Origin of the sequence: Streptomyces sp. NBC_01446, from assembly GCF_026340095.1 — a bacterium.
GTDB lineage: Bacteria > Actinomycetota > Actinomycetes > Streptomycetales > Streptomycetaceae > Streptomyces > Streptomyces aureus.
This window is the reverse complement of the sequence record NZ_JAPEPO010000002.1, coordinates 1023735-1037057: the sequence shown is the minus strand read 5'-3', so window position 1 is coordinate 1037057 and position 13323 is coordinate 1023735. Positions and strand designations below refer to the sequence as shown.

The window sequence follows — 13323 nt, the reverse complement described above, 5'->3', positions numbered from 1 at the left end:
GCTTACGTTTATGCCATAAACTCTAGCTGATGACATAAACTACAACCATGAAGGACGAGCGGACAGCGGCCGGGGACTTCGGTACGCCCTTGATCTGGACCCGTACGGAGCCGCCGAAGCGCCGGCAGAGTCCGCTGGAGCGGGACGACATCGTGCGGGCCGCGACGGCCGTCGCCGACGAGGGCGGAGCGGAGGCCCTGACCATGGCCGCGGTCGCCCGACGCCTCGGGCCGTACACACCGATGGCGCTGTACCGCCACGTGATGAGCAAGGACGGACTCGTCGACCTGATGCTCGACGCCGCCACCGCGGAGGTTCCCGTGCCCGCGGAGCCGGGCCCCGACTGGCGCGCCGACCTGCGGGGGATCGCCACGGAGAGCTGGGCCATGGCGAAGAGACACCTGTGGTTCGCGCAGCTCGTCCCGACCCGCCCCCCACTGGGTCCCCACATGCTGCGCCGCACCGAGTTCCAGCTCCGGGTGCTCGTCGGGCGCGGCGCCGCACTGGGCGAGGCCGTCGCGTACGCCGCTCTGCTCGACCGCCATGTCTTCGGCGGCGCGCAGCAGGAGGCCGAGGAGCACGCCATGCGCCGCTGGCTGGGAATCGACACCCCGGAGCGGCTGGCCGCGGCGGTCAACGCGGTCAGGGGAGTGGCGGAACAGGGCGGGCACGAACTGCTGGCGCGATGGATGGAGGAACCGTCCGGGCCCGATATGGACGAACAGTTCACCCTCAGCCTGACGTTCCTGCTCGACGGCATCGAGGCGCGTCTGCCGAACCCGGAGGGGTGTCAGGGGTCTGGCAGCACATCACCCTCACCGAAGCAGTAACCCTCGGACCCCCCTGGCCCAACACCCCCGGACCTGCGCTAAAAAGGCGACAACGACTCATCAAGATTCCAGGGGCGAACGTGGCGGACCAGGGCATACCCGACGCATCTCTCGACGGTTACGTCCGCCTCCTCGCCGCGGCCGCCGCCACCGGACGGCGTCCGACGCGCGACGAACTCGATTCCCGCCGCGCCGTGGGCGAGCGCGCCGCCGAGGCGGGCCACGGTCTGCGCGCCCTGGTCGGCGCACACCTGGACGCGACGCGCTCGCACTGGCCGGCCACCGGGTCGCCCGACAGCGTGCTCGCCGCCGTCGCGCAGGCCGTCGACGCGTTCGCCGAGGGGTACGAAAGGGCGCAGCGCCTCGCCGTACGCCAGGAGGAGGCCGCACGCCGGGAATTCATCGACGACCTGCTGTACGGGCGCAGTGACCTCGGCCTGCTCGCCCAGCGCGCCGAACACTTCGGGTTGCGCCTGTCGTTCGAGCACGCGGTGGCCGTCGCGCAGGGAACCGTCGCGTACGACGAAGGAGACGCGGTTCTCCGCGAGGTGGAGCGCGCGCTCATCGGCCGCTTCGGAGACCGCAGCATTCTGCTGACCACCAAGGACGGCCGTCTCGTCTGTGTCGCCCCGGGCGACCAGGACGAGGTCCTCGCGTTCTTCGCCAAGCAGGCCTTCGCCGCCGCCGACGGGTGCCAGGTGGCGATCGGGCGCCCGCAGCCGGGCGCCGGTGGCGTCGTCCAGTCGTACGAGGAGGCGCTCAACGCCCTGAACCTCGCCGAACGGCTGGAACTCGACGCCCCCGTCCTGCGGGCCGCCGACCTCCTCGTCTACCCGGTCCTCACCCGCGACCGCCAGGCGATGGCCGACCTCGTGCGCAGCGTGCTGGGCCCGATGCGCGACGCCCGCGGGGGAGCGCAGCCCCTCCTCGACACACTCACCGCCTACTTCGAGGCGGGCTGCGTCGGCGCCGAGGCGGCGCGCCGGCTGTCGCTGAGCGTGCGCGCCCTCACGTACCGGCTGGAACGTATCCACCACCTGACCGGCGCCGACCCGTCCGACCCGGTCCACCGCTACACGCTGCAGACCGCGGTGATCGGAGCGCGCCTCCTCGACTGGCCCTCCGTCGCCCTCTGAACCGTCCTTCGCGGGCTACGCGTCGACGGACGCCCGCAGCCGCGCCCTCGCCCGCGACAGGCGCGAGCGGACCGTGCCCGGTGCCACGCCCAGAATCTCGGCGGCGGCCTCGGAGTTGAGCTCCGACCAGCCGCACAGCAGGACGACATCGCGTTCGGCACGGTTCAGCCCGCCCAGCGCCGTGCGGGCGGCGGCGACCTGCTCGGCGTCCGCGATGCGGTCGACCACCTCGTCCGCGAAATCCGGCTGGTTCTCGCAGGCGGGCAGCCTGGCCAGGGCCGCACGGTGACGGCGGGCCGAGCGGGACTGGTTGCGCAGGACGTTCAGGCCGACGCCCAGGACGAAGGGCCGCAGCGGGGCGTCCTCGCGGCGCACCGTCTGCCGGAGCCGCCATATCTCCAGGAAGGTCAGTGAGACGACGTCCTCGGCCTGCGCCCAGTCGCCCGTCGCCCGCAGGGCCATGCGGTGCACCTCGGGAGAGGTGTCGTCGAAGAGCTCCGCGAAGGCGTCGGCGTCGCCCGCCCTGATCCGGGCGCGCAGTGAGTCCTCCATGACCGGATGTCTCCGTTTCGCGGCAGCTGTTGCGTGAGCCAGGCCATGGTGCCGGGCGCCGGCGCAACACCGAACCACGCGGAGGCGCCCTGACGGTGAACACCTAGTTGAGCGCTCAAAAAGAAAGATGCGTGGCCGCAACACGAGGGGCCGACCGGACAGTCCCAGACGTGACCAGGACTCCATACGCCGGAAATCGCGCAAGAACGAACACCGCACACACAGCAACCGATCCCGCCGCGCGGTCGACGGGGACGGTGGAACAGAAGCCGGCGACCGGCTCCGGGCGGACCTCACCCCCGCCCGGGGCGACACACTCCGGCCCTGCGCAGCGCCCGGACATCCAGGGGCTCCGGGCCCTCGCCGTCACGCTGGTCGTCCTGGGCCACGCCGGGGTCACCCGGTTCAGCGGCGGCTACGTCGGGGTCGACGTCTTCTTCGTGATCTCGGGCTTCCTCATCACGTCCTCGCTCCTGCGCGAACTGTCCTCCACGGACCGCGTATCGATCCGTGCGTTCTACGCCCGCAGGGCGCTGCGCCTGCTCCCCGCCTCGGCCCTCGTCGTCCTGGTGACCCTCGCCGGATCGTGGCTGTTCCTGTCGAAGGTCCGCTTCGCCGAGTACATGAGCGACGCGTTCGCCAGCGCCCTGTACGCCGTCAACTTCCGCCTCGCGGCCACAGGCACCGACTACCTCGCGGAAGGCAGCCCTCCGTCCCCGTTCCAGCACTTCTGGTCGCTGGCCGTCGAGGAGCAGTTCTATCTGCTGTGGCCGCTGCTCCTGCTTCTCGGGTGGCGGCTGTCCCGGCGGCGCCGCGCGCTCCTGGCGATACCCCTGGTGGCGCTGTGCGTGGTGTCGTTCGGGCTGAGCGTCTACGTGACCGGGCGGTCCGCGCCTTGGGCCTACTTCGGATCGCACACCCGCGCCTGGGAGCTGGGCGCCGGAGCGCTGGTCGCGCTCGCCCTGCTCCGGCCTCCGCGCCTGCCGGCCGGCGTGGCCGTGGCGATGACGTGGGCCGGTCTCGCCTGCGTGATAGCCGCCGCGCTGCGCTTCGACGCCGACACGCCCTTCCCGGGAACGGCCGCGGCGGTACCGGTCATCGGCGCCGCCCTCGTCATCGTCGGCGGCGCCTCGTCCGCGTGGCCGGGAGCGCGCCGGATGCTCACCGCACGGCCGGTGACCTGGCTCGGCGGCGTGTCGTACAGCTGGTACCTGTGGCACTGGCCGTTCCTGGTCATCGGGCCGAAGGCGCTGGACCGGCCCGCCGGCACACACCTGGAGCTCGCCCTCGGGGTGGCCGCGCTGCTCCCGGCCTGGCTGACCCTGCGTCTGGTGGAGAACCCGGTGCGCTTCCACCGGGCCCTGCGCGGCCGCCCAGGCCGAGGGCTGCGGCTCGGCCTCGCCCTGAGCGCCGTCACCGCCTCCACCGCGCTGGTCGCGGCCGCCTTCCCGCCGTCGATCAGCTCCGGCGAGCCCGCCCCCGTACTCAAGGACGCACTCGCCTCCGCCCCCGACCCCGGCGCGCGCCTCACACAGGCCCTCGGCACGACCGGTATCCGCCTGCCGGACAACCTCACGCCGCCATTGACGGGGATCACGGACGTACGGTCGGCCGTGTACCGGGACGGGTGCCACCAGAACTACGCCAGCACGAGCACGCCCATGTGCGTGTACGGAGACAGGTCCTCGAAGCACGTCGTCGTCCTCTTCGGCGACTCCCACGCGGCCCAGTGGTACCCGGCGCTCAACGTCCTTGCCGTACAGCACCATTGGAAGCTGATATCGATGACCAAGGCCTCCTGCAAGGCGGCGACGGTCACCACGCTCAACGCCCACCGTCCCTACGCGACATGTGACCGCTGGCGCGCCGACGCGCTCGCGCGGATCGAGAAGCTCCGTCCCTCCCTCGTGCTCGTGTCCTCCTCCGACGCGGGCACCCCGGCGACGACGATGCGCGACCCGCTCGCGGGATGGACCGACGGCTATGTCCGGACGTTCCGCCGGCTCGCGCCGTCCGGCGCGCGGGTCGTCGCGCTCCTCGACACACCCTGGCCCCGCGAGGACGTGCTCGACTGCGCTGCCATCCACCCGCTGCACCTGCGGGACTGCTCGGTCCGCGTGCCCGAGGCGCTGCACGACGTGACCCGCAGGAACGCCACGAAGGCAGCGGCACGTTCGACCGGCGTCACCGTGATCGACCCGCAGCCCTGGCTGTGCACCACGCACGGCGACTGTCCCGTCGCGGTGTACGACACCTTCGTCTACCGGGACGAAAGCCATATGGCCGAGGGCTACGCCGAAGCTCTGGCGCCGGTCCTGGGACGGGCGTTGGGGGTCAGGAGCGGCGACTGAGCACCTGTCCGCCCAGGACAGTCACGTCGAGGCGGGTCAGGGCTGCCATGTCGGTGAACGGGTCGCCGTCGACGACGACGAGGTCGGCGTCGTACCCGGTCCGGACGCGCCCTTTGCGGTCACCCAGACCGCAGGCCCTCGCCGCCACCGACGTCGCGGTGGCGAGGGCGCCGGCCGCGGCCATGCCGCCCGACACCAGGTCCATGACGGCCCGGGGCAGGCTGCCGTGCGGTGTGCCCGGGCCGATGCCTCCGTCCGTCCCGGAGACGATCGTGACGCCCGCCAGATGCGCGCGGACGACCCGCCGGCGCAACGCGTCGTAGCCCAGGCCCGCCTTACGCATGCGTTCGATGAGGTGCGGCGCAGGCACGGCCCCCGGCGCACGGCCGAGCGTCGGGCACACCACGATGCCCTGGGCGGCCAGTGCCGCGATGGCCTCCTCGGGCACGTGCACGCTGTCGGCGGTCAGGGACGTGCAGTGCTCGATGCCGTCGACGCCGGCGGCGATCGCGTCCCGGATCGACACCAGGGCGTGCGCGTGAGCGGTGACGGGAAGTCCCGCGGCGTGTGCCTGCCGGACGACTAACGCGAGTTCCTCGGCCGTGAACTGGCCCTGGTCGACAGAGGATCCAGGGGTGAGCGTGCCGCCCCCGGCCATGATCTTCACCACGTCGGCGCCGCGCTCGGCCCGCTCCTGGACGGCGGCGCGCAGTTCGTCACTCCCGGACGCCTCACCACCCATGTGCCGGCAGGGACCGCCCCGGCTCGTGACGGGCGGCCCCGACGCCACCACGGTGGGCAGGCCGGTACGGGGACGACGCGCGCGCCAGTCCAGGACCGACCACGCCACGTCCCCGAGGTCGCGCACCGTAGTGACACCGGCGGCCAGCTGGGTCCGCAGGGACTGCTCGATCGTGCCGAACAGGTCGTCCTGGGACACCTCGCCGAGCCGCTCCAACCCGCCCGGTTCGCCGTCGCCGACGAGATGGACGTGCGCGTCGACGAGGCCGGGAAGGAGTGTGCCCGACGGACGGTCGAGGACCTCGACGCCCGGCGGGATCCCGAACCCGGCCGCCTCGACCCCGGCGATCCGCCCACCGTCCACGAAGACGACCCCGGCGCCCTCGACGACAGCACGGCCGTCGAAGACCCGTGCGATGCGAAGAGCCAGCATGGCGGTCCTCCGGCGCGGGCGTGTGAGCGGCGCGTCGGGTACGCCTACGCGCCGGCCAATGGGCCAGGTCCCCCCGCCGCCCTGTCGGCGGCCTGTCCCGGGGCCAGCTCACCACGCCCGGCCTCCGGCGGCACGCCGCCCGATGCCATACGAGGCGTGCCCCGTCGCCCGTGAGGTGAGCTGACCGGGGGACCTAGTGCGGCGACGTGACCGGGAACTCCGTACCGCAGGGGCCGCCCCCCTCCGCCTCGGCCAGGAAGACCTCCTGGCCCTCCAGCGTGAACGTGCGGTAGTGGCGGGCGATGCGGCGGGCCGAACGCGGGGCGTAGTGGCACACGAAGCTGCGGCGGAACCGGTCCGTGGTCGTGTTCGGCTCGGAGCCGTGGACCAGGCTGCCGTTGAAGAAGAGGACATCGCCCGGCTCCATGTCGACGGGCACGCGGGCGAGACCGGCCGGCGGCGGCACGTATTCCCTCGTGAAATACGTGTCCGGGTCGGCCTCCTCGGGACAGAAGAGGTCCATGAGATGGGTGCCCGGCACGACTTCGAGCCCCCCGTTGTCGCGGTCCACGTGGTCGAGCGCCACCCAGGCCGCGACACAGGTGCCCGGCTCGACCCGCAGATAGAAGTTGTCCTGGTGCAGCGCCTGCCCGCGCGCGCCGGGCGGCTTGAAGTACAGCATGCTCTGCGCTGCTATCGGCTCCTCGTCGATCAGCTCGGCCACGGTCGCGGTGATCCTCGGGTCGAGCAGGTAACGCATGGCGGTGTCGTCGATCAGGTGCGGGTGCATGATGCGCGGGTACTCGCGTAGCGGATCGTGTGGGCCATCGGGATCCTGCGCCGACGGCTGGAAGTGCCCTGGAACTGCGCCCCGTTGCGGGTATTCCATGAAACCGGCACTGAGCGCGGCCACTTCATCGCGTGACAGGAGCCGACGGGCGATCGCGTAGCCCGAGGCCCGGAAGGCCGGGATGTCGACTGTGTTCATGCGACGACCGTAGAACCGTCCTGGTGTGCCAGGGTATGCGCGTGTCCGCCACAGACCTTCGTGAAACTGCTGCGCCGCCGCCGGGCGTCCTGATCGTCGGCCGCCACGACGGGCAGCCCGACTACGCGGTCCGCAGGACGGCCGGCGCCCCGAGCTGGCTCCTGCTGTGGACGGAGTCCGGTGCCGGTCACGTCCGCCAGGGCGGCGTCGAGACGACTGCCGGCCCCGGGAGCCTGGTGCTGCTCGCGCCGGGCGTACATCACACCTACCGGACAGCGCCGGACGCCGCGCACTGGGGGCTGTGGTGGGCCCACTTCCTGCTGCGCCCCGGCTGGGAGCAGCGCCTGCGCCCGTACGACCTCGGCAGCGGCTGCCATGTGATGCCCGACCTCCACCCCGGAGCGCGTACCGGCGTCGCCGCGGCGCTGCGGCAGGCCCACGCCGACAGCCGCTGGACCGGCACGGGCGCTCCGCCCCGCCCGGTGAGTGCCACGCGCCGCGCCGCACCGGCCTCGGTGGCGACGGGACCTGACGCCGTCGCACTGGCCCTGGGCTCCGTCGAACGCGCCCTGCTGCTCGCCACCTCCCCGTCCGGCGGCACCGGCCCCGGCGACGCGCGCGTGCGCCGCGCCCAGGCCCTGATCGACGCCGACCCGGCAGCCGCGCACACCGTCGACTCCCTTGCCGCGGCGGTGGCCCTGTCACCCTCGCGGTTCGCCCACCTCTTCGCGAAGGAGACCGGTTCCACGCCGATGCGGGCCCTGCGGGAGGCGCGGCTGCGCCATGCGGCGTGCCTGCTGACGAGTACCGAACTCACCGTGGCCCAGGTGGCCGCGGCCTCGGGTTTCGCGGGGCCCTTCCACTTCAGCCACGCCTTCCGCGGCAGGTACGGAACCCCGCCGAAGGCATACCGGTCCGCCGCCGGGTGAGGGCGGGCCCACGGCACGGACTCGGTGTCACGCTTTGGCGGACAACATGATTCGGCGGGCCTCACTGCCTGCCCGGCGATGGCAGAGTTGATGGAAGAGTCCTGCCCATGCTGACCTTGACGACGCCGCGGCGCGGACGCTGCGCCGCGCTGGTACTCCTGCTGAGCGCCGCTGTGGCGCTGACCGGTTGCGGCGAGGAGCGCGCCGCGGACACGGCGGCCGGACTGCCGACCTCACCCGCGCGTTCGAGCCGGCCTCCCTCGCCTTCTCCCACCATCACGTCTCCCCCCGCTTCCGCTTACGTGGAGCCCGGAGTCGTCGACGGTGCTCCGCACATCGGCGACAACAACGCCTACCGCCGCACGGGCCCCATGTCGCCCGCCGGTGAGAAGGCCGCACGGCGGGAAGCCGCCCGCATCGAGCCCGTGCTCAAGCGGCTCTGGGGACAGAAGGAGTGGGACCCCGAGAGCGTCCGCGCTGCGCTGCTCAAGCTCGGGTACGCGGAGGAGGGGAGCGGCGACACGGGCGAGCGGGCCGGCGGGACGCTCGGCGTACGGGGGATGGACGCGCGCTACGAGACCGACCACTACGTCACGCCCGACGGCGCACAGGTCGGCCTGCGCGTCCGTGCCGACGCGTGCGTCACGGCGTTCGTGCAGGAGACGAACTACGGGGTCAAGGTCAATGGCCCGTACATGGAGACCGGCTGCTTCGAGCCGCCCTACGGCCACTGAGCGCGGGACTGCTGTCCGGCGAGTGTCTGGGTGCCGATGACGCCGAGGAGCGCGAGGCGCTCGGCGTCCTGGGTGCCGGGCTCGGCCGTGTAGATGATGATGCGCAGGCCGCTGCCCGCGACGTCGAGGATGTCGCAGTCCAGCGTCAGGGCGCCCACCTCGGGATGATCGATGGTCTTGCGCGACGCCTCCGCCTTTCCGACGGCTCCGGAATCCCACAGCTCGGCGAAGCGGTCACTGTTCGCGCGCAGTTCCGCGATCAGCCGCCGCAGCCGCTGGTCCTGCGGATAGCGGCTCGCCGCCGCACGCAGGTCCGAGACCTGCGCGGTCTCTAGCGCGCGCAGTGACTCCCGCGTGTGACGGACGCGGCCGGCCGGGCCGAGGAAGTTGCGCCACACCGCGTTGCGTTCGTCGCCGTGCCGCTCACCCATCAAGGCCGTGTACAGGGGATTGGCCAGCAGCAGCGTCCAGGTGGCGTCGGAGACCGCGACGGGCGTCCCGGTCAGCCGGTCCAGCATCCGCTGGACGCTCGGCGTGATGAAGGCGGGCACCGTGCCCTGCCCCGGCGGTACGAGCCCGGCCAGGTGGAACAGGTGCTCGCGCTCGCCCGCGGACACGCGCAGCGCCCGGCCCAGCGCCTCCACGACCTGTTCCGAGGGGTTGGTCGCGCGGCCCTGTTCGAGGCGGGTGACGTAGTCGACGGAGATACCGGCCAGCATGGCGAGCTCCTCGCGGCGCAGCCCGGGCGCGCGTCGGCCACCGCCGACGGGCAGCCCGGCCGCCTCCGGCGAGACCCGGTCGCGCCAGCGCCGCACCGTGTGCCCGAACTCCGTGGTCGCCATGACTCCACTGTGCACCGCCCGGCGCGGATCTACCTGGTACTGGGAGTCCCACCCGGTGAGCGCGAACCCGTGAAGATCAGGCGGGACCACAACCTGTTGAGGCCTTCGAAGGTCTACTCCGGTCAAGGCGGCCGAGCTCCGCTCCATGAACTCGCCCGCGCCGAACGCCTGTGAAGGGTGCCTGGCTCGTGTTCGTCTTTCTGGCACTGCCCGCTCTGCTCGCGATCCCCGTCTGGGTCGTCGCGGTGGTCGTCAAGTTCGTGTCCGTCGCCCTTCCCGGCCGCCGGGCGGACTGGTCACGAGATCTGCTGCGGTGGTGTGCCGCGATGGCTGCGGCAGCGGCAGTCGGCCTGTACGTGCTCGGCCTCGGCGCGGTGCAGCTGTCCGCGCACGAGTCGGAGAGCGGCGCCTCCTCGTCTCCGGCGCCCTCGTGCCGTGACGCCGACGTCGACGACAGCACCCTCCAGCACCTGGTCGGGCACCGGACTTCCTACGTGCCGCTGCGCTTCGACTGCGTGCTGGACGACGGAACCACGTACCCCAGCAGCAATGCCTACGCGTGGCTGAACGGCCTCACCGCCGCGTTCGGTGTAACCGCCGGCGTACTGGTCGTGACGGCCGGGTTCGTCACGGAGCGCAGGGCCCGGGCACATGCGAACGGAGCTAGCGTATGAGCGTGGGGGGAGAGACGAACGGGTCGGGGAGACGGGGCGACTGAGACGCGCGCCGCGCGTCGAAAGGACGGTGAGCCGGCCATGACGGACGACGAGCTGCAGATTCGGGCCCTGGTCGAGCGATGGGCCGCGGCGGTGCACGCGGGCGACATGAAGGGCGTCGTGGCCGACCACGCCGACGACATCGTGATGTTCGACGTACCGCCGCCCCACGACGGCGTACGCGGCCTCGACGCCTACCGCGAGACGTGGCCGCCGTTCTTCGAGTGGCAGGCGCAAGGGGCGGTGTTCGACCTCGTGTCCCTCGACGTCACCGCCGGCGACGATGTCGCCTACGCCCATGCCCTGCTGCACTGCGGAACCCCGGACGACCTGGCCGCGCAGCCGGAGAACCGCCTGCGCCTGACGCTCGGGCTGCGCAAGCAAGAGGGACGCTGGACCGTGGCGCACGAGCACCACTCGTTCCCCGACACCTCGGGCAGCGACGCGTAGGCCACGAGCCGTGGAGCGGGGGCCGGTTCACGCGGACTCCTGTCCCCTGATCAGGCCCCTGCCCCGCTGGGCCCGGCGCACTCAACTAACAGCAGAACCAAACCACTTGGACAAGTGGTTGCGCAGATCCTGCTGGTCCTCACCGACCCACGTCACGTGACCGTCCGGCCGCAGTAGTACCGCGGGAACGTCCAGTTGGTCGCTGACGTCGACGACGTGGTCGACCCGGTTCGCCCAGCCCGCCACCGTGAGGCTGCCTGTCGGGTCGAGGAGCAGCCCGCGTCCGTCGTGCATCAGCTCGTAGAGACGCCCCTGCTTCAGCTCGACGTCCCGCATCCGACGGCCGAGCAGCTCGTGGCCCTCGCCGAAGTCGTAGCGGACCCCGACCGCGGTGATGATCTCGGTCACGTACCGGTTCACCTCCTCGAAGTCCATCAGCTTCGAGAACAGCTCCCGCAGTGCGGTCGCACCTGGATCGGTCCCCAACAGGGTTATCTGCGCACGGGTGTTGTCCAGCACGCGGGCGCCCACCGGGTGTCGTTCGGTGTGGTAGCTGTCCAACAGCCCTTCCGGCGCCCAGCCGTTGACCGCGGCCGCCAGCTTCCAGCCGAGGTTGAAGGCGTCCTGGACACCGAGGTTGAGCCCCTGTCCGCCGGTCGGGGGGTGGATGTGCGCCGCGTCGCCGGCCAGGAACACCCGTCCGACACGGTAGCGCTCGGCCTGCCGGGTGGCGTCGCCGAACCGGGACAGCCAGCGCGGCGAGTGCGCGCCGAAGTCGGTCCCGGCGATCGCCCGCAGTCGCTCCTTGAAGTCATCGAGGGTCGGCGCTGTCGCACGGTCCTCGGCCACGTCCGCGGCGGGCACGACGATGCGGTACATCCCGTCGCCCTGAGGGATGACGCCGAACCGCAGTTGGGTCTTGCGGACTTCCTCGACGACGGCGGTGATCGTCTCCGGATCCTCGGTCGCGCCCATCTCGCCCAGCAGCGTCTCGATCGTGGCGGGCTCGCCGGGGAAGCCGACGCCGAGCTGCTTGCGCACCACGCTGCGGCCGCCGTCGCACCCGACCAGGTAGCGCGCGCGCAGCTGCGCGCCGTCGGTCAGCTCGACGGTCACCTCGTCTTCGTCCTGGCTCACCCCGGCCACCTCGCACCCGCGCCGGATCTCGGCCCCGAGTTCGAGCGCTCGCTCGTTGAGCAGCCGCTCGGTGACGGGCTGCGAGGCGGTGACGCCGAACGGGTGGGCGGTGTCCAACCGGGCCGGCCACGGCTTGACGATGCCGCCGTAGAGACCGCCGGCGCTGAACTTCTCGCTGACCGCGAGGAACCGGTCCAGCAGGCCGCGCTGGTCCATCACCTCCACGCTGCGCGCGTGCAGGCCCTGTCCGCGGGACTCCTTGGTCGGCTCGGTCAGCTTCTCCAGCACGACCACGTTCACACCGTGCAGCCGCAGCTCACCGGCCAGCATCAAGCCGGTCGGTCCGCTGCCGACAACGATGACGTCGATCATGAAATCCCCTACGTGACGAGTTGAATGACGGCGGGCCGCGCCGCGAAGTCCGACGACGCGCACACGATCACGCATGACCGCGCGTCGACAGAGGTGTAAGCACTTCGCGAATCCCTGATTTCCGCAGGTCCTGGCCCAGGCCGGCCATTCTGCGCCAGGACCGGGGCCTTGCCGCAAGGCCCCCTGTGCGCTATATGTTGAAGAGGGCAAGGGAGCGGACACTCTCCTTGCCCTTAGTCGTCTGCTGCGCGGTCGAGGTCGGTCAGGCCTCTACGGCGACCACGGCATCAGTCCCCGCATCCACAACGTCATTACGACGCAAGCCGGTTGACTTGGTCAGAGCGCTCCGGGCCGTCCGCGCGTAGCCGAGCAGTACTGAATTGCTCGCATCTGCTGAGATCCTCGGGGCGGACCGAATTTCGAGGACACGAATACAGTCGAAGCTGAAAAGTAAAACGCGTCCCGGCGATTGCGGCCGACCTCCGTGCTTTTGAATGCCCCTGTGAAAGGGGGATGCGCGCGTGGCCCGTACCGGACGTCTCCGATACGGGCCATCGGTGTGCGGTGCGGGCTAGTTGACGGCCGCCAGGTCGGTGATCTTGCGGGTCTGGAGGTCCGACTGGACCTTGATCTTGGTGACCTCGGGGTTGGCGCCGTCGCTCCAGGTGAGCGTGACGAGCGAGGTCGCGTGGCCCGCGCCGGAGCCCGTGTAGTCGACCTTCCACTTCACGGGCACGTTCTGCGCGAACAGGATCCCGTCGGCGTGCTCCTTCGCCTCGAACGCGGCGACCTTCTTCTGCGCCGCCGCCGACAGGTAGAAGGAGCGCAGCGCCTTGGCGTTGGCGCCGGCGGCCGGGTCCTCGTTGTCCCAGATCGAGTCGATGTACGCGCCGTAGAAATCGGCGACGCGGTTGGTGGTGCTGCGCGGGTCGCCCTGGGACGGTGCCGGGGCGGCGGCGACGGCCGTGGTGTGGGCGGACGTGCCGGCCAGGGCCGGGGTGATCGCGGTGAGGGAGAGCGTGGCCGCGATAGCGGCGGAGGCGAAGAGAGCGGTGCGGGTGCGAGCGTGCATGGTCGGTGGAACCTTCCCCGTCATTCGGTGCCGCAGTGAA

13 protein-coding genes are annotated in these 13323 nt (G+C 71.6%); 7 read left to right on the top strand and 6 right to left on the bottom strand.

Going from position 1 to position 13323, the window contains the following annotated elements:
- The first annotated feature begins 47 nt into the window (after window positions 1-47).
- Both OG456_RS42465 and OG456_RS42460 read left to right on the top strand, forming a co-directional pair.
- Window positions 48-830, top strand: a complete 783-nt coding sequence (locus OG456_RS42465; protein WP_266570419.1) for a TetR/AcrR family transcriptional regulator — start codon at window positions 48-50, stop codon at window positions 828-830.
- Between the two features lie 80 nt (window positions 831-910).
- On the top strand, window positions 911-1966 hold the full coding sequence (locus tag OG456_RS42460; RefSeq protein ID WP_266570418.1) for a CdaR family transcriptional regulator: 1056 nt from the start codon (window positions 911-913) through the stop codon (window positions 1964-1966).
- 15 nt (window positions 1967-1981) lie between these two features.
- Here OG456_RS42460 and OG456_RS42455 read toward each other — a convergent pair whose 3' ends face one another.
- Window positions 1982-2518, bottom strand: a complete 537-nt coding sequence (locus OG456_RS42455) for an RNA polymerase sigma factor (protein WP_266570417.1) — start codon at window positions 2516-2518, stop codon at window positions 1982-1984.
- Window positions 2519-2775: 257 nt separating this feature from the next.
- Between OG456_RS42455 and OG456_RS42450 the strand changes: the two genes are divergently transcribed.
- A complete protein-coding gene (locus OG456_RS42450) occupies window positions 2776-4869 on the top strand; it encodes an acyltransferase family protein (protein ID WP_266570416.1) in 2094 nt (697 codons plus the stop codon).
- Here the strand turns inward: OG456_RS42450 and OG456_RS42445 are convergent.
- Entirely contained in the window at window positions 4853-6043 is a 1191-nt protein-coding gene (locus OG456_RS42445) for an amidohydrolase family protein (RefSeq protein ID WP_266570415.1), read from the bottom strand. The genes OG456_RS42450 and OG456_RS42445 overlap by 17 nt on opposite strands.
- A 193-nt stretch (window positions 6044-6236) precedes the next feature.
- Window positions 6237-7031 carry a phytanoyl-CoA dioxygenase family protein gene (locus tag OG456_RS42440; protein WP_266570414.1) on the bottom strand — a complete coding sequence of 265 codons (795 nt, stop codon included), beginning with the start codon at window positions 7029-7031 and terminating at the stop codon, window positions 6237-6239.
- A 35-nt stretch (window positions 7032-7066) separates the two neighbouring features.
- On the opposite strand from OG456_RS42440, the gene OG456_RS42435 reads away from it, so the two are divergent.
- Window positions 7067-7960 carry a helix-turn-helix domain-containing protein gene (locus tag OG456_RS42435; RefSeq protein ID WP_266570413.1) on the top strand — a complete coding sequence of 298 codons (894 nt, stop codon included), beginning with the start codon at window positions 7067-7069 and terminating at the stop codon, window positions 7958-7960.
- 107 nt (window positions 7961-8067) lie between these two features.
- Window positions 8068-8694: a hypothetical protein gene (locus OG456_RS42430; protein WP_266570412.1), complete on the top strand. Its 627-nt coding sequence runs from the start codon at window positions 8068-8070 to the stop codon at window positions 8692-8694.
- Here OG456_RS42430 and OG456_RS42425 read toward each other — a convergent pair.
- Window positions 8682-9536, bottom strand: coding sequence for a helix-turn-helix transcriptional regulator (locus tag OG456_RS42425; RefSeq protein WP_266570411.1), 855 nt, complete (start codon window positions 9534-9536; stop codon window positions 8682-8684). The genes OG456_RS42430 and OG456_RS42425 overlap by 13 nt on opposite strands.
- Window positions 9537-9724: 188 nt before the next feature.
- Between OG456_RS42425 and OG456_RS42420 the strand changes: the two genes are divergently transcribed.
- Window positions 9725-10210 carry a hypothetical protein gene (locus tag OG456_RS42420; RefSeq protein ID WP_266570410.1) on the top strand — a complete coding sequence of 162 codons (486 nt, stop codon included), beginning with the start codon at window positions 9725-9727 and terminating at the stop codon, window positions 10208-10210.
- Window positions 10211-10291: 81 nt separating this feature from the next.
- Window positions 10292-10702 (top strand): SgcJ/EcaC family oxidoreductase, encoded by a 411-nt coding sequence (locus OG456_RS42415; protein WP_266570409.1) that lies wholly within the window; start codon window positions 10292-10294, stop codon window positions 10700-10702.
- An 81-nt stretch (window positions 10703-10783) separates the two neighbouring features.
- Here OG456_RS42415 and rox read toward each other — a convergent pair whose 3' ends face one another.
- Together rox and OG456_RS42405 are read right to left on the bottom strand one after the other, a co-directional pair.
- Window positions 10784-12211 (bottom strand): rifampin monooxygenase, encoded by a 1428-nt coding sequence (gene rox, locus OG456_RS42410; protein ID WP_266570408.1) that lies wholly within the window; start codon window positions 12209-12211, stop codon window positions 10784-10786.
- A 571-nt stretch (window positions 12212-12782) separates the two neighbouring features.
- Entirely contained in the window at window positions 12783-13283 is a 501-nt protein-coding gene (locus OG456_RS42405; protein ID WP_116513102.1) for a hypothetical protein, read from the bottom strand.
- Window positions 13284-13323: the final 40 nt, after the last annotated feature.